This window comes from Gemmatimonas sp., from assembly GCF_021298855.1.
Taxonomy (GTDB): Bacteria; Gemmatimonadota; Gemmatimonadetes; order Gemmatimonadales; family Gemmatimonadaceae; genus Gemmatimonas.
This window is the reverse complement of sequence record NZ_JAJTHI010000005.1, coordinates 36,637-58,897: the sequence shown is the minus strand read 5'-3', so window position 1 is coordinate 58,897 and position 22,261 is coordinate 36,637. Positions and strand designations below refer to the sequence as shown.

At 67.9% G+C, this 22,261-nt stretch carries 22 protein-coding genes and 2 tRNA genes; 1 reads left to right on the top strand and 23 read right to left on the bottom strand.

Annotation, left to right across the window (positions count from 1 at the left end; all coding sequences use genetic code 11):
- The 11 genes from LW840_RS01595 to LW840_RS01545 form a co-directional block, all read right to left on the bottom strand.
- The gene (locus LW840_RS01595; protein WP_291267812.1) at window positions 1-1,122 is read right to left on the bottom strand and encodes a uracil-DNA glycosylase; all 1,122 of its coding nucleotides are present in this window, start codon (window positions 1,120-1,122) and stop codon (window positions 1-3) included.
- 131 nt (window positions 1,123-1,253) lie between these two features.
- Complete coding sequence (locus LW840_RS01590) at window positions 1,254-1,460, bottom strand: DNA-directed RNA polymerase subunit omega (protein WP_291267811.1); 207 nt, start codon at window positions 1,458-1,460, stop codon at window positions 1,254-1,256.
- Window positions 1,460-2,107 (bottom strand): guanylate kinase, encoded by a 648-nt coding sequence (gene gmk / locus LW840_RS01585; RefSeq protein ID WP_291262236.1) that lies wholly within the window; start codon window positions 2,105-2,107, stop codon window positions 1,460-1,462. The genes LW840_RS01590 and gmk overlap by 1 nt, the downstream gene beginning before the upstream one ends.
- Window positions 2,104-2,979 carry a YicC/YloC family endoribonuclease gene (locus LW840_RS01580; protein WP_291262235.1) on the bottom strand — a complete coding sequence of 292 codons (876 nt, stop codon included), beginning with the start codon at window positions 2,977-2,979 and terminating at the stop codon, window positions 2,104-2,106. The genes gmk and LW840_RS01580 overlap by 4 nt, the downstream gene beginning before the upstream one ends.
- Window positions 2,980-3,022: 43 nt before the next feature.
- Window positions 3,023-4,993 (bottom strand): Plug domain-containing protein, encoded by a 1,971-nt coding sequence (locus LW840_RS01575; RefSeq protein ID WP_291276298.1) that lies wholly within the window; start codon window positions 4,991-4,993, stop codon window positions 3,023-3,025.
- A complete protein-coding gene (locus LW840_RS01570; RefSeq protein WP_291267809.1) occupies window positions 4,990-6,477 on the bottom strand; it encodes a leucyl aminopeptidase in 1,488 nt (495 codons plus the stop codon). The genes LW840_RS01575 and LW840_RS01570 overlap by 4 nt, the downstream gene beginning before the upstream one ends.
- A 141-nt stretch (window positions 6,478-6,618) precedes the next feature.
- Window positions 6,619-6,690, bottom strand: a tRNA-Asn gene (locus LW840_RS01565).
- Window positions 6,691-6,788: 98 nt separating this feature from the next.
- Window positions 6,789-6,872, bottom strand: a tRNA-Leu gene (locus LW840_RS01560).
- A gap of 93 nt (window positions 6,873-6,965) precedes the next feature.
- A complete protein-coding gene (locus LW840_RS01555) occupies window positions 6,966-7,580 on the bottom strand; it encodes a hypothetical protein (protein ID WP_291260935.1) in 615 nt (204 codons plus the stop codon).
- Window positions 7,577-8,275, bottom strand: a complete 699-nt coding sequence (locus LW840_RS01550; protein ID WP_291273189.1) for a zf-HC2 domain-containing protein — start codon at window positions 8,273-8,275, stop codon at window positions 7,577-7,579. The genes LW840_RS01555 and LW840_RS01550 overlap by 4 nt, the downstream gene beginning before the upstream one ends.
- Window positions 8,268-8,822: an RNA polymerase sigma factor gene (locus tag LW840_RS01545; RefSeq protein WP_291260937.1), complete on the bottom strand. Its 555-nt coding sequence runs from the start codon at window positions 8,820-8,822 to the stop codon at window positions 8,268-8,270. The genes LW840_RS01550 and LW840_RS01545 overlap by 8 nt, the downstream gene beginning before the upstream one ends.
- A gap of 98 nt (window positions 8,823-8,920) precedes the next feature.
- Between LW840_RS01545 and LW840_RS01540 the strand changes: the two genes are divergently transcribed.
- Window positions 8,921-9,649 (top strand): glycerophosphodiester phosphodiesterase, encoded by a 729-nt coding sequence (locus LW840_RS01540; RefSeq protein ID WP_291276297.1) that lies wholly within the window; start codon window positions 8,921-8,923, stop codon window positions 9,647-9,649.
- Here the strand turns inward: LW840_RS01540 and LW840_RS01535 are convergent.
- The 12 genes from LW840_RS01535 to LW840_RS01480 all read right to left on the bottom strand — a co-directional run bounded on the left by LW840_RS01535 (window position 9,609) and on the right by LW840_RS01480 (window position 22,259).
- Window positions 9,609-10,010, bottom strand: coding sequence for a hypothetical protein (locus tag LW840_RS01535; protein ID WP_291260939.1), 402 nt, complete (start codon window positions 10,008-10,010; stop codon window positions 9,609-9,611). The two genes, LW840_RS01540 and LW840_RS01535, sit on opposite strands and share 41 nt — an antisense overlap.
- 132 nt (window positions 10,011-10,142) lie before the next feature.
- Window positions 10,143-10,424 carry a 50S ribosomal protein L27 gene (gene rpmA / locus LW840_RS01530; RefSeq protein WP_291260940.1) on the bottom strand — a complete coding sequence of 94 codons (282 nt, stop codon included), beginning with the start codon at window positions 10,422-10,424 and terminating at the stop codon, window positions 10,143-10,145.
- A gap of 50 nt (window positions 10,425-10,474) precedes the next feature.
- Window positions 10,475-10,792, bottom strand: a complete 318-nt coding sequence (gene rplU / locus LW840_RS01525; protein ID WP_291260941.1) for a 50S ribosomal protein L21 — start codon at window positions 10,790-10,792, stop codon at window positions 10,475-10,477.
- Between the two features lie 96 nt (window positions 10,793-10,888).
- Window positions 10,889-12,457 carry an Rne/Rng family ribonuclease gene (locus tag LW840_RS01520; RefSeq protein WP_291260942.1) on the bottom strand — a complete coding sequence of 523 codons (1,569 nt, stop codon included), beginning with the start codon at window positions 12,455-12,457 and terminating at the stop codon, window positions 10,889-10,891.
- Window positions 12,458-12,906: 449 nt separating this feature from the next.
- Window positions 12,907-14,124 carry an acyl-CoA dehydrogenase gene (locus LW840_RS01515; RefSeq protein WP_291260943.1) on the bottom strand — a complete coding sequence of 406 codons (1,218 nt, stop codon included), beginning with the start codon at window positions 14,122-14,124 and terminating at the stop codon, window positions 12,907-12,909.
- A gap of 26 nt (window positions 14,125-14,150) precedes the next feature.
- The gene (locus tag LW840_RS01510) at window positions 14,151-15,938 is read right to left on the bottom strand and encodes an ATP-dependent DNA helicase RecQ (RefSeq protein ID WP_291276296.1); all 1,788 of its coding nucleotides are present in this window, start codon (window positions 15,936-15,938) and stop codon (window positions 14,151-14,153) included.
- Between the two features lie 91 nt (window positions 15,939-16,029).
- Entirely contained in the window at window positions 16,030-16,212 is a 183-nt protein-coding gene (locus LW840_RS01505) for a hypothetical protein (protein ID WP_291260945.1), read from the bottom strand.
- A gap of 6 nt (window positions 16,213-16,218) precedes the next feature.
- The gene (locus tag LW840_RS01500; protein WP_291268604.1) at window positions 16,219-18,735 is read right to left on the bottom strand and encodes a U32 family peptidase; all 2,517 of its coding nucleotides are present in this window, start codon (window positions 18,733-18,735) and stop codon (window positions 16,219-16,221) included.
- Between the two features lie 32 nt (window positions 18,736-18,767).
- The gene (locus LW840_RS01495) at window positions 18,768-18,911 is read right to left on the bottom strand and encodes a hypothetical protein (protein ID WP_291276295.1); all 144 of its coding nucleotides are present in this window, start codon (window positions 18,909-18,911) and stop codon (window positions 18,768-18,770) included.
- Window positions 18,908-19,261, bottom strand: coding sequence for a hypothetical protein (locus tag LW840_RS01490; protein ID WP_291260948.1), 354 nt, complete (start codon window positions 19,259-19,261; stop codon window positions 18,908-18,910). Before LW840_RS01490 ends, LW840_RS01495 begins: the two co-directional genes overlap by 4 nt.
- A 5-nt stretch (window positions 19,262-19,266) precedes the next feature.
- Window positions 19,267-20,643: an acyclic terpene utilization AtuA family protein gene (locus tag LW840_RS01485; protein WP_343213689.1), complete on the bottom strand. Its 1,377-nt coding sequence runs from the start codon at window positions 20,641-20,643 to the stop codon at window positions 19,267-19,269.
- On the bottom strand, window positions 20,643-22,259 hold the full coding sequence (locus LW840_RS01480) for a carboxyl transferase domain-containing protein (RefSeq protein WP_291268606.1): 1,617 nt from the start codon (window positions 22,257-22,259) through the stop codon (window positions 20,643-20,645). Before LW840_RS01480 ends, LW840_RS01485 begins: the two co-directional genes overlap by 1 nt.
- Window positions 22,260-22,261 lie beyond the last annotated feature (2 nt).

Genomic DNA, 22,261 nt, shown 5'->3' with positions numbered 1-22,261 from the left:
TTACTCCGCGCCGTGGTGAGCCCGCGCGGCATCGAGCACGCGTCGAGCAAGTTTGACGTCTTCCCAGGTCGGACGCTTCCACGCCTCGTTGCGCAGCAGCGCCGCTGGATGATAGGTCACGATGAGCGGGACGCCGTGGTACTGATGCAGCTTCCCGCGCAGGGCACCAATGGCGGCTGTGGTCTGCAGCAGGGTTTGCGCCGCAAAGCGCCCCAACGCCAAAATGACCCGCGGCTGCACGAGCTCGATCTGCCGCAAGAGGTACGGCTGACACGCCGTTACCTCATCGGGGAGCGGATCGCGATTCCCCGGAGGACGGTGCTTGAGCACGTTGCAGATGTACACCTCGTCGCGCGTCAGCTGAATGGCACCGAGGATCTTGGTGAGCAGCTGGCCGGCATCGCCGACGAAGGGGCGCCCGTGTTCATCCTCGTTGGCGCCCGGGGCTTCGCCCACGCAGAGCAACTCGGCACGTGGGGGCCCTTCCCCCGGTACCGGGTGACGGGCGCTCCTGTGCAGCGAACAGGCCGTGCAGCGCGCCACGTGGGCCACCACGTCGTTGAGCGTGGGCAGTGCGGCGACCTCCGGCGCAAGGTCGGCCAGGCGCAACCGGCCGGCGGCCAGTCCGGCTGGCACATCGAGGGCGGCGAGCCACGGTGGCCACGGGGTCTGGCCGTCGGCCCCCGCCGCAGTCGGCGGCGGCGACCCCGATATGGAGCGGCCGGCGACGGGCGTTTGGGGCGACGGCACGGGGGCACCGGCACTGGCACCACGCAACGCCTCCCGCCAGTCGGTGGTGGCCCCGGCGGCAAAGCGACGCTCCGGAATGGGGGGTGGCGGCAACGGGGGAACCGGCGGCGCCACTTCGGCCTCGGCGTGCAACGAGCGGGGGGTGGGCACACGAGGCGGTCCCTCGGCACCAGCCGCAGCGCCCCCCGATGCCGAGTCGGGCGCAGAGATCTCGCCGGTGCGGCGCTCGCCCGTGCCGCCCCGCCGACGCGGGCCGGCGGCACCCACCACCTTCAGCACCTCATCAACGGACAGACCGTCGAGCACGAACTCGGATTCACCGAGGTCGCGCCGTTGTTCGAGGTAGCGGCGCAGCCGATCCCTGGCGTCCACGTTGGGGGCGAGCGGGTGGGGAGAATGGGGAGCGCCACCGAGTGGCAGCGCAGCACGACAGGGGCCAAACAGGGCGCCGCGCCGAGACCGGAGTCACGGCGCGGCGCCTGATCCTGCAGCTCCGTGCGCGATCAGGGGGAGCGGCGGCGCGGGACCACCTTGTAGTCGATCTCACCGTGCGTGAGCTCCTCGAGCGCCCGCGTGGTGAGCTTCTTTTCGTGCAGCGAACGATCGCGCGGGAATTCGTTCAGCACGCGCGCGAACTTGGCTGCAATGAGCACGCTCAGGTACTTGTTGGCCGCATGCTTGGCCACGTCCGTCGGAGTGAATACCTGCATCAGTCGCCCTTGCTGAAAACGTGAATTTCCTGCTCGAGTTGCTCGATGAGCCCCTCGACCTGTGCTTCGATTTCGTGTACCCGATCGTGCCGGAGCCCCTCGGCATCGATGATCGCACTGACCTGATCCACCGCGCGCTCGAGGTTGTCGTTGACCACCACGTAGTGGTAACGCCCGACTTCCCCCAGCTCCGCCCGCGCATTCCGTAACCGCACCAGCAACTTCGCCTGGTCCTCGCTCTTGCGCGCCGAGAGTCGCGCCTTGAGCACCTCGCCGGAGGGGGGAAGCACGAAAATGAGCACGGTGTCCGGGAACGCGAGATGAAACTGTCGCGCCCCCTGTACATCGATGTCCATCAGCGCATGTCGCCCCGCCGCCAGGACGCGTTCGACTTCGGTGCGCAGCGTGCCGTACAGGTTGCCATGCACCTCTGCCCACTCGGCGAACTCGCCGCGCGTGACCGCCGCTTCGAACGCCTCCCGGGTGAGGAAACGATAGTCGCGACCGTCAACCTCCCCCTCCCGGGGGAGCCGCGTGGTACAACTGACAGAATAACCCAGATCGAGCCGCCGCTCCAGCAGCCGGCGGGCGATCGTGGTCTTTCCACCCCCAGACGGGGCGGACAGGATGACCGGAAAGGCGCTCACTCGAGGTTCTCGACCTGCTCCCGGATACGCTCCAACTCCTCCTTCACGCCAACCACATCGTGAAGGATGGCGGCATCGGCCGCCTTGCTGCCAGTGGTATTCGCCTCCCGCAGCATTTCCTGCAGGAGAAAGCCCAGGCGCTTCCCGACCGGTTCCCCGCCGGCGTCATCGAGGGTGGCGCGAAAGGCCACCAGATGCGAACGGAACCGGTCCAACTCCTCCGCCACGTCCATGCGGTCGGCCAGGATGGCGATCTCCTGGGCGAGACGGGTATCGTCAACGGCCACCCCGTCGGCCAACTCCCGCACTGAGTCGCGAAGGCGGTCCCGATAGGCCACCACCCGCTCCGGGGCGCGGGCGCCGATCCGGTCGAGCGCGCCGGCAATGAGCTCGAGCCGCTGCCGGAGGACGGCGGCCAGCCGCTCCCCCTCCTCCGCCCGTGAGCGCTGCAGCGCCTCGAGCGCCACGTCCACGATGGCCACCAGCTCGGCTACGGTGCCCGTCGCGTCATCCTCCCGCGGCGACGCCAGCACATCCGGCATGCGGAGGACACTCGCCAAATCCACGCCGCCGGAAAGGCCGTGGCGCGCGGTCAGCTCCTGCAACTGCGCGGCGACAGCGGCAAAACGGGCTTCATCAATGGCCAGGCTGGTCTCGGCCAGCCGTTCGCTGCGCGCCGTCAGCGTGACATGACCACGCGCAACCTTGTGGCGCATGGCCTCACGCACCTCGGTTTCCCAGCGCGCAAAGGCGTTGGGCAGCTTGATGCTCGGCGAAAAGAACCGGTGGTTGACCGTGCGCACATCCACGACGACGCGAAGCGCGCCCACCGTGCCCTCGGCCTGCCCGTACCCCGTCATGGAGCGAATCATCGCCGAATGATAACGCCTGCGGCGCGACGACGGGATGTGACGGTCAGTTGAAGAACTCCCAGCGCACCCCGTACATCTGCACGGCCGGCGGCATGGTGATGCCGCGAATCTGTTCGTACTGCCCGCCGGTGAGATTCCGGTACTGGTAGAAGAGCGTGCCGCGCTGGATGCGGATCTCGAGCAACCCGGTAGCGACAATCGCGGGCTCGGTGATCCACTTGGTCGGTTCCTCGTTGGCACCGTAGAAGAACGGCACCCCCGACCGGCTGTCGAGAATGAGCCGCGCGTTGAAGCCGAACTGCCCCTTGGGAAACTTGCGCAGCCACTGGGAAACCAGCGCCAGCTCGGTGCGTACCTGGGTCTTGGGGCGATTGAACTGCGCGGCGTTCCAGTTTACGGCCACCACGTCGAGCCGCAGATCCTTGTAGAGCCGGCCGTGCACCGTCGCCGACACGCCAGTGGCCGCTGCCGTACCGAACGTCGTGGCCGGCATGCCCAGCAACGGCAGCGTGCCCTGGAAGCTGGCATCATCGCGCAAGATGCCACCGCCCACCCACAGCCCCTTGAGGCGCACCGCCACCTCGGCGCGCAGCGTACTCGACGCCGGCCGCCCGGTGGTGTCGGCAGGGGAGCGACTGCTTCGCCCGGCCACCATGGTCAGCCACGAAAACGGACGCACGCGCGCGAAAAGATCGGTGCGATCGGTGGAGTCGCGCCCGTTGCGTTCGATCCAGCCGCCGGCGTCGAGCCACTTCCACGATGCGTTGGCGCGCACCACCGGCGCGTGTGCTGCCACGCCCCCCCGCGGGCGCACCCGGTTCGTGAGCGAGGCCGACCACCACGTGGCCCGGTAGCCCACCGCCACCACATGCTGCGTTTGCCCGCGAATCGTATCGCCTTCGATGGTGATCGTGTCCCGCGCTACGATTGCCGTGGAGTCGGTACCATCCTGCCGCGTGCGGAGCGCGCTCACGATGGCCTGCGACCACAGTCCGCTGCTCGTGTCGCCGTAGCCGATCCGCACATACGCGTCGCGCCGCTGCCCCTTGAACGCGGGAAGCGCCAGAAAGCCGGAACGCGGGGTATGCGCATCCCGCTCGCGGCTGATGGCATTGGCGAACGCATCCACGCTCAGCTTCCCCCGCGCCCACCCCAGGCGGAGGTAGAAGGCCTGCGATTCCCCGTCGCTGCGCAGACGCCGTGTTCCCTCAGCGCCGAACGCCGAGACGCGCCCGGTCTGGGTGGCAATCTGTTGCCCGCCAAACTGCACGGCGAACCCGTTGCGCCACCGTCGCGCGAGGAAGGCGCGAAACGCATTCGTATTCAGATCGCCCGTGAAGATATCCACGCGCGTCGCGGGGGTCGTGCTCGTGGTGGTCATGGAGCGCAACCATACCCGCACCTCACCCGGTGCCCGCTCGATGAGGAGCTCGTCGAGGTTCCAGAGCGGGATGTCCGTCAGGTCGAGCAGCCCCCCGTTGCGTGGCTCGACCGGGTCGAGCTCCACACCGTCGAGGAACACCCGGATGCGCGAACCGTCCCCATTGAACGTCGCGGCATGAATGCCGGCCAGCCATCCGCTGCGATAGGTGGTCACTCCCGGCACGCGATCGAGCAGATCCGCCAGGTTGAGCGCGCCGGTCGCGAGGATGGAATCGCGCCGCCAGCGGAGCCGATCGGTGACCTCGAGAGCCGGCGGGGCATCGAAGTGCGCGAGCGGTGACTTGATCGTATCCCCCTCGATGGCGCGCCGCACACTGTCGGAGCGCGCCAGAATGCGGGCTCGCATGAGCGAGTCCTGCACGATGCTGTCGCGGGCCACGCTGTCCCGACGCGCCGGCGGCTGCGCGGCCGTTGGCTGCGCCGGAGGGGGCACCGGTACCGCCACCTTGACGCTGTCGGCCCGCTTGGCGCTGTCGGGGCGCACCTGAGCGCCCACGGCGCGCACGTGGCCCGCGACGACCAGCAGCACCAGCACCAGCCAGCGCCACGCCCCGCAGGTCACACGGGTCACTGCCGCGCGCGCGTCCGTACGAATTCCACGAACGTCCCCACGGGCGTCCCGGTGGGACCCTTCGGAATCCACCCGAGGTCGCTCTGCGAGTAGGCGGTGCCTGCCACGTCGAGATGCACGAATGGGAACCCGTCCACGAACTCCTGCAGAAAGAGCGCCGCGGTGATGGAGCCCGCCGCGCGGCCACCCGTATTCTTCATGTCGGCCACATCGCTCTTGATCTGCTCGCGATAGTCCTCCCACATCGGCATGCCCCAGCCGGGCTCACCAGCCGCCTGTCCCGCGGCCAGGACTTCGTTCGCCGCACCCTGGTCGGTGCTGAATACCCCCACGGCATTGTGACCAAGGCCAATGACAATGGCACCGGTCAGCGTCGCGGCATCGATGGCAATGGCCGGGTTGAATTGCTTCGCGTACACGAGCAGGTCGGCCAGCACCAGGCGCCCTTCGGCGTCGGTGTTGATGATTTCGATCGTCTTGCCGTTGGATGCGCGCACGACATCGCCGGGCTTCACCGCCTCGCCCGACGGCATGTTCGTGGTGGAACCGATGATGCCGACGACGTTGATGGGCAACCGCAGTCGGCCAATGGCTTCCATGGCGCCCATGACCCCACCGGCACCCGACATGTCGAACTTCATCCACTCCATCTCCGGTGCCGGCTTGATGGAAATGCCCCCGGTGTCGAAGCAGAGTCCCTTGCCGATGAGCACCACCGGCTGTTGTCCCTCGGGACCGCCACGGTGCTCGAGGGTGACCAGGCGCGGCTCCTGTGACGTACCCTGCGCGACACACAGGAAGCTGCCCATGCCACGCGCGGTCATCTCCGCTCGACCAAGCACGGTGAGGGCCATGCCATGGCGCTCGGCAATGTCTCGCCCGACCTCGACAAAGGTGTCGGGGGTGCAGTAATTGCCCGGCATCTGTCCCAGCCGCTTGGCAATGGCCTGCCCTTCGGCCACCGCCACGCCCGCGGCGAACGCCGCACGGATCTCCTCGCTGTCCGCGGCCAGCACGGTGACCGCCTCGAGCCGCGCCCGGCGATCCTTCTCCGGCGGCGGCGTTTGCAGGTCGAGGTAGCTCCAGCTGCCCGCCGCGGCACCGATCACCAACCCCTCCACGGCATTCGCGTCGGCATCGCCCCCGTCCAGCATGAGGTGCATGGCCGCCACACCGAGCTTGCTCGCCTGTCGTGCCGCCACGGCGGCCGCCCGCCGCGCCACCGTGCGGGTGAGCGGCGCGGCGCCGCGACCGACCAGCAGCACACGCTGTACGCCGGCATCACCACCCACGAGCAACAGCGTCTCGTCGCGCCCCCCTCGGAAGTCGCGCCGTGACACGGAGCGCGACATGGCGCCGCCAAGCTGGCGGTCGAGGTCGAGCAGCGCATCGGGTACCGCTGAAGCGGGCGACAGCACCACGACAAGCAGCGGCGTGTCGACGGCCGCGGGGGCAGCATGGGACAGCGAGAACGAAAGCGGCATGGGAACGAAAGGAGGAGCGTCGACGGGACGACAGTGGAAACAGGACGGAGTGGAGGCGCACCGCGCCGACCGTGCGGCAGCACGTGTCGCAATGTACCCACAATGACGAAGCCCGATCCGATTGGACCGGGCTTCGTACAACTGGGGCGGGTGGACTCGAACCACCAACCGTCCGATTAACAGTCGGATGCTCTGCCATTGAGCTACACCCCATCGGTACCGCAGGATCGCCCGAACCGGTTGCCATGCACCCGTGCGCGACGACTCCTTCGGATATGCTCGCCTAATCCCGGTCAAATGGGAAGAGGGGATGCCCAGAGTGGGGGTCGAACCCACATGCCCTTGCGGGCGACGGATTTTGAGTCCGTTGCGTCTGCCGATTCCGCCATCTGGGCGCACGAACGGGCGCCGCCAGGACGCCCGCTCGAACCCCCAAAGTGTACATCCGGCCGCGCGCAGCCGCTACCGCGAAATTGCGGGGACCTGGCTCAACGTTCGCCGCCCGGCGGACGCCGCCGCAGGCGCGGCTCCGCTCCGGGGGGGCCGTTCCGCGTCGAATCCCCGTCGCCCAGCCGGCGGCGCTGCAACTCCTGCATGCCCCGCCGCAATTCGTCTTGCAGCGCGAAGTAGCGGGCACGCTGCAGGGGGGTGAGGAATCGCGCCAACTCCCGCTGCTCCTGCTCGAGCAAGTCGATGCGGCGTCGTTCGAACCGCGGCATCTGGTCCAGCAGTTCCGCCACGCGCGATTCGTTGGCGTTGTCGCCGGCGAGCAACTCCGTCCGCATGGCCTTCCGGGCTTCCATCTCGTCACGCCGCAGCGTGCGACGCGCTCCCTCGGTACGGCTCGCCACCTCGCGCAGACGGGCCGCCTGGTCGTCATTCAACTGCAGTCGCTGGCGTACCACGGCCTCGACGCGCTGCTGGAAGCGCCGCTCCAACTCGGCGCGCCGCGGGTCATCACGTTGGCCACGTGTGTCGGTGATTGGCGGCACCGTCTGCCCCCACAGCGGGGCCGGCACGCCGGCCGCGCCTGCTTGCAGGGCGAGGGCCGCGACGGCAACCGTTCGCGCCCATCGCAGGTGACGCGTGAACGAGGTGATCACTGGGTACCCCCTCCAGAGTTGGGCAGAATGGGGACGCCGGGCAACGGCTCCGTGCTCGTGGCGCCATCCCACTCGTCGAGACGGTCGAGCATGCGCTGCAGCTCGTCCTCGCTGTAGTCACCAAGGTCGCCATACGAGACCGACACCGCGTGGGCCGTAACGCCGGGGGGACTCACGGCTACGGTTTCGGCCAACTGCGGACGCATCGTGTCGGCGCTCTCGCCAACCACGAGCGCACCGGCGCCCACCGGAGCTTGCACCGAGGTGATGCCACGCCGCGCCACCAGCATCGAGGCGCCGCCGGCAATGACGACACCAAGCGTGGCCGCCAACCGCCAGATTGACTGACCGAACACCACCGGGCGTGGGCGCAGGCGCGCCGACGAAACCGCCCGTGCTTCGCCCGCCCCCGGGAGGGCTTCCGTAACCAGACGGGGACCACGGGATGCCACCGGTGGCGCCTCGACCGCCCCCAGCGCAGGCGCGGGCGGCAGCGCCGCGACGATCCGCGCCACATCGGGGACGGTCACCCGCGGACGCGCACGGCGAACGAGTTCCAGCACCGCCAGGTCATCCGCGCACGCCGTGCACTCAACCACGTGCGCGGACACCCGCGCCGTCGTCACGTCGTCGAGAACACCAGCCGCAAAGTCCGGCAGCAGGTCCTGCAGCTCGTGGCTGCGACACTCAGTCATGGAGAAACTCCTTCACCGCGCGCATGGCGTTGTGATAATGCACCCGCGCCGCTCCCTCGGTAGATCCGAGGATGTCGGCGATTTCCTTGTAGCTCCGTCCTTCCTGCACCCGGAGCGTGAATACCTCACGCTGCATCCGGGTCAGCCGCGCCAATGCACGGGCAACCCGCTGCGCCGCTTCGTCAGCCACCAGCACATCGAGCGCATCGAATCCGCTTGCCGCGTGCATGTCGTCGATTTCGAGATCGTGACCGCGACGCGCCTGCGCGCGCCGCCGGTCGATGACGAGCCGCCGCTCGATGGTGAACAGCCACGTGCGCAGCGAACTCTCGGACCTGAACGTGTCGATCGCCGAGAAGGCGCGGATGAAGGTATCCTGCACCAACTCATCCACGTCGTCCGATACCCCGAGCCGTCCAGCAAAACGCGCCAGCGCCTCGGCGTGCCGCTCGACGATGGCCGTCGCAGCCCGCTGGTCGCCTGCCTTCCACTGTTCGATAAGGCGCCCATCGAGCTGGGCATCCTCCTGCTGGGTGGCGTCGATCATACGTTCGGCCTGTTGGACGGCCCGTGGGATGAATCGTTAAGGCGCGCCCCGGCGCCCGTCCCGTTGACCGCCGTCGGAACCGGGGCGAGCTTCGCGGTATGCCAATCCCGACGCAGGCGCCCGCGAGCCGCCGGCCGGCGCTCATTGCCCATCGTGGCGCCTCACGCGCCTTCCTGGAAAATACCCTGCCCGCCTTTCAGCGGGCGCTGGAACTCGGGGTGGATGGTATCGAACTGGATGTGCACGGCACCCGCGACGGCGTGCTGGTGGTCCATCACGATCCCACCCTCAAGCGGCTGGACGATGAGGTACCCATTGCCGAGCTCACGGCGGCCGAGGTGGGCGCCTTCCGGCTGCCGGGGGGCGAGCACGTCCCCACGCTGGCCGAGGTATTCGCGCTGGCCGACGGACACACGACGCTGTATGTGGAAGTGAAGGCGCCCCACGTCGAGTCGCTGGTCGCCGACTTCCTCTCGGCCCATCGCGAGGTATCGGCCGAGGTCCACGCCTTCGACCACCGTATTCCTGTAGGCGTGCGGGCGCGTCGAGCGGACACGCGCATTGGCTTGCTCAGCACCTCCTACCCGCTCGACCTGCCGGCGGCACTCGCCAACAGCGGAGCCACGGCCTGGTGGCAACATGCGCCGCTGATCGACGAAGCGCTGGTGGTGACGTGTCACGACGCGGGGGTCAGGCTCATTGCCTGGACAGTGAACAGCGCGCCCCACGCGCGCCAGCTGGCGGCGTGGGGCGTTGATGCCCTCTGTACCGATGTGCCCGATCTGATCAGAACGGCGCTGTCGGCGGCGACTCCGCCGCCGACGTAGCGGGGGGCGGTGTCGCGGGTGCTGGCGCCGGCGCGTCCGGAGCGCCCGCTGGCGGCGGCGGTGGCGGGGCATCCGGTCGGTCATCCATGCGCGCCTTGGCCTCGGCCAGGGCATTCTCCAGGCGCCGCGCCTCGGCGTCGCGTTCCTTCAGGGCGTCGAGGAGGCGTCCGCGCGCCTCGGCGTCGAGCTCCCCACCGGCTTCAGTTGCCCGGAAGAGAGCATAGCCCAGTGCCTCGGCGGCCTTGTCCGCCTGCTCGCGGGCGCGGTACGCCTCGAGGCGCAGCTTGCCTTCGTCGAAGACGTCCTGTGCGGCCTTGCCGGCCTTGTCGATCCCCTGCCTGACCTTGTCCCAGAGTGCCATGGTGTCCTCGGTGAAAGTGTCGTTCGGCGATACTACGGGCGACGTGGCCGCCAGGTTACGCGGCCAGGGCACAAACGCACGAGGGGCAGCGCACCGTGTGGTGCCCTGCCCCTCGAAACGCGGCCGACGAGCTCAGGCCTCGACCGTCTCCTCGACGAACTCGACGGGGACGACGTTGACCTTGTACGCCTTCTTGCTCTTGTGGGCGAACTGCACGACGCCGTCGACGAGCGAGTAGATCGTGTAATCGGTGCCCATGCCCACGTTGGCACCCGGATGCCACTTGGTACCGCACTGACGGAGAATGATGTTGCCGGCCGTCACGAACTCACCGCCATACTTCTTGATTCCCCGGTACTTCGGGTTGGAATCGCGGCCGTTGCGTGAGGAGCCGACGCCCTTCTTATGTGCCATGACGAATACTCCAGTGAGGCAGCGCGCCGCGAGCGGCGCACCGCCGGCGCTCAGCCGAGGGTGATGTCCTTGATGCGAACTTCGGTGAACTTCTGCCGGTGACCCTGTTTGCGGGCGTAGTTCTTCCGGCGCTTGAACTTGAAGACGATGATCTTGTCGTCGAGTCCGTGCTTCACGATCTCCGCCGTGACCTTGGCGCCGGAAAGCGTGGGCACACCCACCTGGATCTGCTTGCCGTCGGAGCCAAGGAGGACGTCGTTGAATTCGACGGCCGTGCCGGCTTCACCCAGCAACGAAGGGATCCGAAGGGTCTTGCCCGGCTCGGCGCGGAACTGCTTGCCGCCGGTGCGGATGATCGCGTAGCTCATGGTTGGTTCCAGTTATGTGCGTTCCAGACGTAGCCTAGAAGCTTATCCAGATTGGCTTTAGGTGTCAACGGGGCGAGGTGCCGCCCCTCGTACGGGTCAGGCCAACGCGTACTGCTGTGTCACATCACGCTGCGCGCCCCGCACCACCAGCTTGATCTCGTCGGGCTTGAGGAGCGGATCGTCGCGCAATTCGAGCGGAAAACCAGCCAGCTTTTCCAGCCGCTTCACGAAATCGTGCTCCTGTTCCAGAACATGGAGTGCCACCTCGGGGTGCAGGCGCAGCACCACCGGCTCCTTGCGCCCCTCGGCCGACATGCGACGGACCGCGCGTTCCGTACGGCGCACGATGGTTTCGGGGGTGAAGACGCGCCCGGTCCCACTGCAGGTGGGGCACGACTCGGTCATGCTCTGGTAATGGCTCTGCCGCACCCGCTGGCGGGTCATCTCCACCAACCCGAGGTCCGACACGGCAAACGCCTTGGTCCGGGCGCGGTCGCGACCGAGATGCGTGCGCAGTTCATGCAGCACCTTGTCGCGGTTCCCTTGCGTCTCCATGTCGATGAAGTCGCACACGATGATGCCGCCCACATCGCGCAGCCGCAGCTGCCGGGCAATCTCCCGTGCCGCCTCCGTGTTGGTCTTGAAGATGGTCTTCTCGGGGTCGCGCTTTCCGGTATAGCGCCCCGAGTTCACGTCGATGGAGACCAGCGCTTCCGTCTGCTCGATGATGATGTAGCCACCGCTCGGCAGGTCGCAGCGACGCTTGAAGAGATCGCGGATCTCCGTCTCGATCCCTTCCTTGTCGAAGAGCGGAACCGGCTCCTCGTACAGCTTCACCCGTTCCACGAGATCCGGTGCAATGCCCTGCAGGTATTCGGTGATCTCGTTGAACACCTGCTTGCTGTCCACCAGCACGCGCTCAACCTTGGCGCTGAAGAGGTCGCGAACGAGACCGCGCGTGACGTTGGTTTCCCGGTGCACCATGGCCGGCGCCCGCAGGAACTGCGTCTTCCGCTTGATGCGCTTCCAGTTGTTCATGAGCGTATTGAGTTCACGCTCGAACGTTTCCTTGGTGGCATCTTCGGACACGGTGCGCACGATCACGCCGCCCGAGTCATCGGGGAGCATCTCCCCCACCATGCTGCGCAGGCGCTGGCGTTCGGCCCGCTCGTCGATCTTGCGGCTGACCCCGACCTTGGAGGCAAAGGGCATGTACACCAGGAACCGTCCCGCCAGCGACACCTGGGCGGTGACGCGCGGGCCCTTGGTGGAGATGGGCTCCTTGGTGATCTGCACGAGGATGTCCTGGCCGCGCTTGAGCAGGTCCTGAATGGGGCGCACCTCGCGCCGCCCGCGGCGACCGCCGCCTCCCCCGCCCCCGCCCTGTTCCTCCGCGGCGTCCTCGTCCTCGTCGTCGTCATCCGAGACCTGCGCATCCTCGACGACCACGTCGGCTGCATGGAGGAAGGCCGACTTTTCGGTGCCGATGTTCACGAAGGCGGCCTGAATGCCCGGAAGCACGGCTTCGACCTTTCCGAGGTACACGTCACCAACCATGCGACGCGCATCGGGCCGATCGACCAGCAGCTCCACCAGTTGGCCGTCCTCGATGATGGCGACGCGCGTTTCACGCGGCGTCGCGTTCACCAGGAGTTCTCGCTTCATTGCAACCCACTGCCTGCCTCAGGCTGGCGGCGACTCCGGCCGACCCGAAACGACAGCACATAACGGTGGACCTGCAGGAAAATCGAGCGCGCCCGTCTGTTGCGTCCCAAACACGGGAGGCAACGGCAGCGCACGATCGTACGTCACACGGCTCCCCCACCGGCTGACGAGATCGGATCGAGTGCCTCGCGCCCCCGGGTCGCGGACCATCCCGGCCTCGCGACAGACGTCACGGCGGCAGGAGGCGCTGGCCTCGGAGTGAAACGCGGGCCCCCGCGATCGACGCGACCAAGGCGTGTCAGGCGGTGGAACGTGTGGACGGGTTGACCGGCAGCACGCTGGCCCCGGAAAACCCGACCCACAAACGCAAACGGCCCGTGAGTCGCACGGGCCGCCGGCGCCATAAGCGACGGCTAGAGTGGAACAGGGGTAAGCTATCCCTCTCGTTCCTAGGCCACCAGCCCCTTGAGGAGGTGCCGGGCGATGACCATCCGCTGGATCTCGCTCGTCCCTTCACCGATCTCGCAGATCTTCGCGTCGCGCATGAACCGCTCCACCGGATAGTCCTTGGTGTAGCCGTAGCCGCCGTGGATCTGGATGGCCTTGATCGTGGCCCGCATGGCCAGTTCCGAGCAGAACAGCTTGGCCATGGCCGCTTCCTTGCCGAACGGCTTCCCGTTCTGCGACAGCCACGCCGCGTGGTAGACCAGATGACGCCCGGCCTCGATTTCCGTGGCCATGTCACTCAGCTGGAACTGCACGCCCTGAAACGTGGCAATGGCGGCACCGAACTGCTTGCGCACGCTCGCGTACTTGAGGGCCTCATCGAGGGCGCCCTGGGCGATCCCGATGGACAGGGCGGCGATGCCGATGCGACCGGCGTCGAGAGTCTTCATGAAGTTGATGAAGCCCAACCCTTCGGTACCCAGCAGATTCTCCGCCGGCACTTCGACGTTGTCGAAGAGCAGTTCGCGGGTGTCGGAGGCGCGCCACCCGAGCTTGTCCTCTTTCTTGCCGGCCTTGAACCCTGGCATGGGGGCGAGCGAATCGTCGTGGCCCACGCCCAACAGTCGGCACTGCTCGAGATCCACGCTCTCCTTGGTGAGAATGAAACTCGAGATGCCCTTGGTCCCCTTGGACGGATCCGTCACCGCGGTGACCACGAAGACTTCGCCCACCCCGGCGTGCGTGATGAACCGCTTGCTGCCGTTCAGCAGGTAGTAGCCATCCTTCTTGACCGCCGTCGTCCGGGTTCCACCGGCATCGCTGCCTGCCGCCTCCTCGGTCAGTCCGAATCCGCCCAGCACCTTGCCACTCGCCAGCAGGGGCACGTAGCGCGCGATCTGCGCCGGTGTGCCGAAGTTGACGATGGGGGACGTGCCGAGCGTGGTGTGCGCGGAAATGGTGATGGAGTGCGACGCGCAGACCTTGGCGAGTTCCTCGATGGCGATCATGAAGCTGATGGTGTCGAACCCGGCACCACCGACGTCCTCCGACCACGGAATGCCGAGGAGACCGAGCTCTCCCATCTTCTTGACGTTCTCCCACGGGAACGTGGAGGCATCGTCGTGCTGCGCGGCCACTGGCGCCACTTCGTCACGGGCGAAAGCGCTCACCATGTCACGTACGGCAAGGTGCTGCTCGGAGAAATACAGACTGTCGTCCATCGGGTACGGTCGGAAGGGAGTGTGGTTCAGGACCGGGGGCGCGACCGGCCACGACTGGCCGGGTCGTGGGAGTGACCAGCCACCGTGACCGTGTTCGCGAGACAGCGATCACAGGCGCCACACTGCGCGCGTGCCTCGCGATCACCGAAATAGCGCAGGACGTACGCTCTTCGGCAATGGGTGGTGTGCGCATAGTGCTCCATGGCGTCGAGGCGGGCCACGTCGGTGCGTCGGCGTCGCTCGAGTTGGTCCCACCGGATGGGTGGCGAGGCGCGCCGCCGGTGTGATGGTGCCAGTCGTATGCCGCCGTCGACGCGACGCCATGTGACAAACTGTTCCGACGCGAGACGCTCCAGAACAGGGACGAGCATGGCAGCGCCACCCAATCCCGGGGGCAACCCGTCAAGGTCAATGGTGGCACCGTGCGACAGCGCGGGCCCCACCCCGCGCCAGAGGGCCCGCAGCAGTTCGCGGTCGAAGTCGCGTGGGCCGTGGAGCTCGCGGGCAATGCGCACCGGCGTCGCCAGCAAGCGTGCGTGCACCTGTCCCGGGCGTGGCGGCACCAGCTGGCACAGGTGATGCGCGAGCAGCACGCGCAGGGCGGCCGCGGCGCAGCGTTCATTTACCCCGGGCACCTGTCTGGCCAAGGCTGGCGGCGCGAGCGGCACCACACCCGTGTCATCGGCCCGCTGCTGCAGTGTGCACCACACCTGGTCGACGTCATGCCGAGTGGGGTGCGTGCCCGCCAGGAAATACTCGTGCGTGTTGCGGTCGGTGGGGGCATGCAGCAATTCGCAGCGGCTGGGCTGCCCGTCGCGGCCGGCGCGACCCGCTTCTTGATAGTAGGCCTCGAGCGAGCCCGGCATGGCGTGGTGGACCACCAGCCGCACATCGGGCTTGTCGATCCCCATGCCAAAGGCACTGGTGGCCACGATGACGCGCGTGCGCTCCTCCATGAACGCGTCCTGCGCGCGTTGCCGTATCTGGTGCCCGAGTCCCGCGTGATAGGCGGTGGCGCGGATGTGTGCCCGCCCCAGCATGGCGGTGATGCGTTCGACCGCGTTGCGCGCGGGGGTGTAGACGATGGCCGGCGCCGTTTCCCGTTTCAGCAGCTCGACGGCCAAGGCGTCCTTTTCGGGCGCCCGCTGCACACGGCGTACGCGGTAGGTCAGATTGGGGCGATCGAATCCCGCCACCACCACGGTGGGTGCGTGCAGGGCGAGCTGCTGCACGATATCGCGGCGGACCTCCGGTGTGGCGGTGGCGGTGAGGGCCACGGTTTGCGGCGCCCCCAGCGCCTGCCGCAGCTGCCCCAGCCGGCGGTAGCTGGGGCGGAAATCGTGCCCCCATTCGCTGATGCAATGTGCCTCATCGACCGCCAGCAGACGCACGCCGATGGCCCGCAGTTGCGCACAGGTGTGCCCCGCTTCGAGTCGCTCCGGTGACAGGTACAGCAGCGCCAGCGCGCCGTCGCGGGCGCGTGCCATACGCTCCGCCACCGCGCCTGCACCGAGCGTGCTGTTGATGAAGGCCGCGGCAATGGCGCGACGCTCGAGCGCCTCCACCTGATCCTTCATGAGCGAGATGAGCGGACTGATCACGACACAGAGTCCGCCGCGCACCAGCGCCGGCACCTGATAGCACAGCGACTTGCCGCCCCCGGTGGGGAGCACCACGAGCGCGTCCCGCCCCGACAGCACCGCCTCTACCGCGCGAATCTGCGGCGGCCGGAAATCGGGGTAGCCGAAGCGCGCCGACAGCAGCGCGCGGGCATCGCTGAGGGAGCCGTAGGTCGGGGGAGAGTGCGAGCGCATGGCGTACCGTAGCACACCGGCGGCTCATCTCCGTTACCCGATCTCCGTGCGCGCCATCGTCACAACGCAGCCCGTGGGCATGTGGCCGCGATCAGGAATCGGAGAAGCGCTTCCCCGTATCGTTCATGAGCCACGCCACCACGACGAGCACCACGGCCAGCACCCCCTTCCAGGCCATGCGCCCGTACTCGCCCGCCAGGGCCGCCATGACGGCCTCGTACAGGTGAAACAGCCCGATGAGCAGGGCGACCAGCGGCATCATCGATTTCTTCATGCGCGATCAGACGGCGCGGGCAAAATGGCCGCGCGTAAAGACGTTGTTGAGCAGGCGGCGTGAGGCGTGGACATCGGGCTGTTCACCCGCATCGAGCGCGTCGAGCGCCGAACGATGGGCACGTACCAGGTCCCGCACCGGATCGCCCGGCACGTTGAACACCATGTGGAAGCCGCGAATCCCGTGCCCCCAGAGCGCCGGGAGGAACTCACTGGCCTCGATGGGGCGCGAGTGCAGCAGCCGGTTGCGGCAATTGCTGTCGGTGGCCACCGCGAAGGTGTAACCGGCAGGATCGGTGAGCGACACGTTGGTGTGCTTCTGCACGCACAGGTCGCGACAGGTCGTGGGTTCGCGGTCGAAGGCCGCGCTCAGCACGCAATGCTCGATCGTCATCCCCTCCGGACGGCCGTACACCAGCACATCGAAGCCGTGCCCGCCCCACGGCGCCACCAGCTGCCCCAGTTCGTCGGTGGTGAGCTCGATGCTTGCCACCAGACGCGGCACCCCACACTCGAAGAGCAGTGCGGCGGTATGCTGATTGAAGACATTCACGGCATAATCGGCCACCACATCGTGCCCGGCAGCGCCGAACTCCGCCGCGAGCCCCAGATGACCGGTGAGCAGTGGCAGCCCCAGGCCGAACCACTTGGTCAGTCGGGCGCGCTCCTCGGGGCGCACGATGCTGGGCGTGCGCAAACGCAGCGCGACTCCCTGGCCCGCCAGCTCATCGCGCAGCGCCGCGACGCGCGCCAGTGGCGGCGCCGGATGCCGCAGGAACGGATCGAGCACGATTTCGGTGGCGCCGCCACCCGCCGCCTCGCGTGCCTGCTCCACGTCGAAGACCACGGCCCGCAACGCAAAGCGATCCGGCAATGGCACCCGCGCGACCACCGTGGCCTCAGGCACACGCGTGACACACTCGGCGATGCGCGCGCTGCGGACCGCCTCCTCGCTCATGCGCGCCCACCCCCGCTGCTGCTCGATCTGTTCGGTGGCATCCTGCCGCACGCGGTTGAGCTCACTCACCGGGAGAAAGAGGCCGCTGGCCAGACCGCTGATATCCACGGCGCCCAGCTTGAACGGGGTGCCCCCCAACCGTCCGAACTGCTCGCGCAGCTGCGTCATGTCGAGTGAGCGCTTGCTGGCCTGCGCGAGCGGGACGTCGCCGCGCACCGTCACTTCGATGTCGCCGCAGCGCCACACCGTCTTGAGCGGACTTCCCGATTGCCCGAAGCAGCGCACGTCGAGACGCTGCACGCCGGTGCGCTCGGGAACGGCCACCTGGGCGAACGATTGCCGCGCCGTGTCCATCAGGTTGGCGTCGGTGGTGCGTACCACGTGCCATCCCTCCGGGACCCGCGTCACGCGCGGGCCGCTCTTCACCAGCACGGCCTGACGATGCACTCCTGCCCGCACCGACAGTGTACGCATCTCGGCCACGGTCCCGCCCAGTGACGCACCGCTGTCACCCGCGGGCGCTTCGAAGCCCAGCCCATCGCCCACCGCCACGGGGCGCTGCACCTCGATCACCAGCGCCGCACCGTCGGCGCCGGTCACCAGACCAATCGGGAGCCCGCGGTTGTCGGGCTGCGTGCGGGTGATGTACTCACGCCCCTGTCGGCCACCGTACATGCCGCCCGTGTTGCCGCGGCTGAAGATCTGCACCAGCGGCTCCACCTCGGCCGGATCCGGCGCTCGCCCCGATTCCCCGCGCGCGATGCCGTCGAGCCAGCCGCGGTAGGCCTTGGTGACCGTGGCCACATACTCGGGCTTCTTCTTGCGCCCTTCGACCTTGAGGCACCCCACCCCGAGTCGTGCGATCGCTTCAAGGTGATCGTGTGCCGCCAGATCCTTCGTGGAAATGAGGTATCCGCGGTCGAGCGTGGCGCCGCTGGCTTCGTCGGTGAGCGTGTAGTCCTTGCGGCACGATTGCGCGCAGGACCCGCGATTGGCCGAGCGTTCGCTGATCATGCCCGACATGAAGCACTGTCCCGAATACGAGATGCACAGCGCGCCATGCACGAACGTTTCGAGGCTCAGCGCCGGGACCTGCTCGCGAATGGCGCGAATGTCCTCGAGTGTGTTCTCGCGCGCCAGCACCACGCGTTCCACGCCCAGCTGCTGCATGACCCGGGCGCCGGACACGTCGTGCACCGTCATCTGGGTGGAGCCGTGCACCTCGAGCTGCGGGTACACCTGCTGGATGAGTCGCACCACACCAAGGTCCTGCACGATGGCCGCATCGATGCCGCGATCGATGCACTCGCCGAGGTACTGCAGCGCCTCGGACAGCTCATGGGGCTTGATGAGCACGTTGAAGGTGAGATACACCCGCACCCCGCGCGCATGCGCGATGGCGCACGCCTGCCCCAGTTCGTCGAGCGTGAGCTGCGCCCCCTCATCGCGCGCATTGTACATGGACGCGCCAAGGTAGACGGCATTGGCGCCGTTCGCGACGGCAGCGCGAACGGCATCGATGGTGCCGGCAGGGGCGAGCAGTTCAGGAACAGGAAAACGGGCCATCCCTGGATCATAATGGGGGCTGGAACTGCCGTTCAGCGCTTCAAGAACCGCAGCAGGAGGGCGGTGCCCACCAGGACGATCCCCACCCAGCGCAGCCACTCTCTCCCCGTCTGCTGGGCAATCGTGAAGGCGATCACCCCGAAGCAGATGAGTGCCACCCGCAATCGCACAATCATGCGGCGGCCGGCAACCCCAGTGCCCGGGCTTCGCCATCGGGCACGACGATCAGCATCCGCAACAGCGCGGTGGAATACACTTTCCCCTGCGCATCGGTCTTGAGCGACAGCGTGCCGCCGCCATCGAGGGCGCCGTGCAGCAGGAAGTTGAGTGCGCCCAGATTGGGCAATTCGAAGCGCACCACACCGCCGGTCAGCTGGCCGGTGAAATGCGCGGCCACCGCATCGCGCGTCACGTACTTCTCCAGCACGGGATACCACTCCGGGCGGAGGGCGATGAGCCCCACGTTGGCGGTGTCTCCCTTGTCACCGCTGCGGGCGTGCGCGATGTCGAGCAAACGAACGTTCATGTGGTTCACTCCACGATGCGGACAGCGGTGGATACGGCGCGCTTGTCCAGCAGCGCCGGCCAGTAGGCCACGATCTCCTCGACCTTGGGGCGCCCGCCGGCAAAGCCGGTCACGCTTGGCGGCCCGTTGAGTACGAGCGGCGCAATCTCGCGCGTAAAGCGCTCAACCGCGGCACGATCCCCGCCCCGCACGCCGATGCGGTACTGCACCTCGGGGGCATCGCGACCATCACCCGCGAGGGCGCCGTGGGTGGAGGTGGCGCCCACGAACTCGCTCAGCACCTGATCGAAACGCAGGCCGAGCCGATCGAGCCGCTCGCGCAGCACGCGATCGGCGAGCTGCGCCTTTTCCATGGCATCGGGCCAGGCGTAGACGAGCGACCCCACCGCCTTGAAGCCGGCGCGGTAGGCAATAGAGACCTTGAGGAACGGCGTCGGCGGGCCGCCGGTGATGCCGTGCACCTTCACCCGATTCTCGCCATCGGCCGTGAGCCGGATGCTGGTGAAGTCGGCCACCACATCCGGCGTGATGTACGCGTGCGGATCGCCCATCTCGTACACGAGCTGTTCCGTGACGCTGGGCACACTGACGCGGCCACCGGTCCCCGGATGCTTGGTGATGGTGAAGGTACCGTCGGCGCGCGCTTCCGCGATGGGATAGCCCACGTTGGCCAGGTCGGGAATGGTGCGCCACTCGTGCAGGCAATTGCCGCCACTGCACTGGGCGCCGCACTCCAGGATATGGCCGGCGACAATGCCGGCCGCGAGGCGGTGCCAGTCGTCGGCGGCCCAGCCGAACTCGTGGCGCAGCGGCGCCATGGTGAGTGCCGTGTCCGTGCTGCGGCCGGTCACCACCACGTTGGCGCCCTGCTGCAGCGCCTCCACGATGGGTGTGGACCCGATGTAGGCATTGGCGGACAGGACGCGATCGCGGATACCGGCGAGCGGTTCGCCGGTGTCCATGTTGTTGAGCGCATGCCCTTCGGCCAGCAGGGTGTCGAGCCGGTCGAGGATGTCATCGCCCGTGACCACCCCGATGCGGATCTTGCCACGCACCCCGTGCTTCGAGGCCGCCTCGAGGACGGCGTCGGCGCACGCCATGGGATTCACCCCGCCGGCGTTGGCAATGACCTTCACGCCGCGTTCGGCCACGGCCGGGAAGACACTCTCCATGGCGCCGATGAAGTCCCGGGCGTAGCCCAGCCGCGGGTCGCGCTCCTTCTGCTTCTGTACGATCGACATCGTGACTTCGGCGAGGTAGTCGAGCATGAGGTAGTCCACCGGACCACCCTCCACCTGACGCCGCGGCGCCTCGAGCCAGTCCCCCCAGAAGCCCTGGCCACTGGCGACCCGTACCACCTTGTCCTGCGCTGCGTCCGACATCATTCGCCTCCGACGGCCGGCATCGGCGGCAGCACGAAGGCGCCGAGATGCGGACCGCGATTCTGGTTGGCTGCGCGCAAGGCCATCGCGAGCAGATCACGGGTGTCTTCAGGGTAGACGATGGTGTCCACGAATCCGCGGGCCGCCGCGTAGCGCGCGTCGAGCTGCTGCTCGTAGTCGGCCCGCATGGCCTCCACGGCCTCGAGCACCTCGGGGGCCGGTGCGCCGCCCGCCTTCTTGGCCGCGTCGAGGGCCGGACCATGGACGGCCTGCACGGCGGCCTCACCTTCCATCACCGCCATGCGCCCCGTGGGCCAGGAGAAGATGAAATCCGGGTCGAAGCCCTGCCCGGCCATGGCGTAGTAGCCGGCGCCGCTGGCATGGTTCACCGTGAGGACGATCTTGGGGACGCGCGCGCACGCCATGGCTTCCACGAAGTGGGCGCCGGCACGGATGATCCCGTCGTGTTCGGCGTCCGGCCCCACCATGAACCCCGACACGTCCTGCACGAACAGGATGGGGAGCCCCTGCTTGTCGCAGCGTTCGATGAAATACGCCACCTTCTCCGCGCTTTCCGCGTAGATGATGCCGCCGAAGCGCGGACGCTCGCCGGGACGCCCCCTGATGAGTCCACGCTGGTTGGCAATGACCCCCACGTGAATCCCCTCGATGCGCGCATCCCCGCAGATCATCTCCTTGGCCAGATTCGGCTGGAACTCATCCAGGGCGCCGTCATCGAGGACCGTGCGCAGGAGGGCATGCATGTCGTACTGCATGCGATGATCGGCCGGGAGCAGGTCGTACAGCGAGGAGGGCGGCTCGGCCGGCGGGCGCCAGGTCGTTGCCGCCTGCACCTGGGGACGCGGCAGTCGCGCCACGAGTTCGCGCAGCTTGTCGAGGCACGACGGGTCGTCATCGAGGGCGTAGTGCGCCACGCCGGAAATCTCGGTGTGGGTGACGGCGCCTCCCAACGTTTCGCCGTCCACTGACTGACCGGTGGCCCCCTTCACGAGATTGGGACCACCGAGCCCCATGAACGACGTGCCCTTCACCATGAGGATCACGTCGCTCAAGGCGGGGAGATAGGCGCCACCAGCCACGCACTGCCCCATCACCGCGGCGAACTGCGGAATGCGCAGGTAGCGGCGCATGATGGAGTTGTAGTAGAAGATGCGCGCCGCGCCGTACTGTCCGGGGAACACGCCCCCCTGATACGGCAGATTCACCCCCGCCGAATCCACCAGGTAGATGATCGGGATGCGGCAGCGCATGGCCACTTCCTGGGCGCGCAGGATCTTGGTGATGGTCTCGGGCCACCACGAACCGGCCTTGACGGTGGCGTCGTTGGCCACCACCACCACTTCACGCCCCTCGACCATGGCGATGCCCGTGATGACGCCGGCGCCAGGCGCCTGGCCGTCGTAGCGATCATGGGCCACGAGCAGGCCGATTTCGAGGAATGGCGTGTTCGGGTCGGCCAGCCGCTCCACGCGCTCACGCGCGGCGAGCTTCCCCTGCTTGTGCTGCTTCTCGATCTTGTCCGGGCCGCCGCCAAGACGCAGGCGGGCCTCCAGCGCGCGGATGTCGTCGGCGAGCTGGCGCAGTCGTGAACTCACGC

Excerpts from the sequence above, each read along its gene's own strand:
- LW840_RS01590 (WP_291267811.1), bottom strand. The coding sequence starts at position 1,460 with ATGCAGGTATTCACTCCGACGGACGTGGCCAAGCATGCGGCCAACAAG.
- LW840_RS01580 (WP_291262235.1), bottom strand. The coding sequence starts at position 2,979 with ATGATTCGCTCCATGACGGGGTACGGGCAGGCCGAGGGCACGGTGGGC.
- LW840_RS01570 (WP_291267809.1), bottom strand. The coding sequence starts at position 6,477 with ATGCCGCTTTCGTTCTCGCTGTCCCATGCTGCCCCCGCGGCCGTCGAC.
- LW840_RS01550 (WP_291273189.1), bottom strand. The coding sequence starts at position 8,275 with ATGACTGAGTGTCGCAGCCACGAGCTGCAGGACCTGCTGCCGGACTTT.
- LW840_RS01545 (WP_291260937.1), bottom strand. The coding sequence starts at position 8,822 with ATGATCGACGCCACCCAGCAGGAGGATGCCCAGCTCGATGGGCGCCTT.
- LW840_RS01540 (WP_291276297.1), top strand. The coding sequence starts at position 8,921 with ATGCCAATCCCGACGCAGGCGCCCGCGAGCCGCCGGCCGGCGCTCATT.
- LW840_RS01535 (WP_291260939.1), bottom strand. The coding sequence starts at position 10,010 with ATGGCACTCTGGGACAAGGTCAGGCAGGGGATCGACAAGGCCGGCAAG.
- rpmA (WP_291260940.1), bottom strand. The coding sequence starts at position 10,424 with ATGGCACATAAGAAGGGCGTCGGCTCCTCACGCAACGGCCGCGATTCC.
- rplU (WP_291260941.1), bottom strand. The coding sequence starts at position 10,792 with ATGAGCTACGCGATCATCCGCACCGGCGGCAAGCAGTTCCGCGCCGAG.
- LW840_RS01520 (WP_291260942.1), bottom strand. The coding sequence starts at position 12,457 with ATGAAGCGAGAACTCCTGGTGAACGCGACGCCGCGTGAAACGCGCGTC.
- LW840_RS01515 (WP_291260943.1), bottom strand. The coding sequence starts at position 14,124 with ATGGACGACAGTCTGTATTTCTCCGAGCAGCACCTTGCCGTACGTGAC.
- LW840_RS01510 (WP_291276296.1), bottom strand. The coding sequence starts at position 15,938 with ATGCGCTCGCACTCTCCCCCGACCTACGGCTCCCTCAGCGATGCCCGC.
- LW840_RS01505 (WP_291260945.1), bottom strand. The coding sequence starts at position 16,212 with ATGAAGAAATCGATGATGCCGCTGGTCGCCCTGCTCATCGGGCTGTTT.
- LW840_RS01500 (WP_291268604.1), bottom strand. The coding sequence starts at position 18,735 with ATGGCCCGTTTTCCTGTTCCTGAACTGCTCGCCCCTGCCGGCACCATC.
- LW840_RS01495 (WP_291276295.1), bottom strand. The coding sequence starts at position 18,911 with ATGATTGTGCGATTGCGGGTGGCACTCATCTGCTTCGGGGTGATCGCC.
- LW840_RS01490 (WP_291260948.1), bottom strand. The coding sequence starts at position 19,261 with ATGAACGTTCGTTTGCTCGACATCGCGCACGCCCGCAGCGGTGACAAG.
- LW840_RS01485 (WP_343213689.1), bottom strand. The coding sequence starts at position 20,643 with ATGTCGGACGCAGCGCAGGACAAGGTGGTACGGGTCGCCAGTGGCCAG.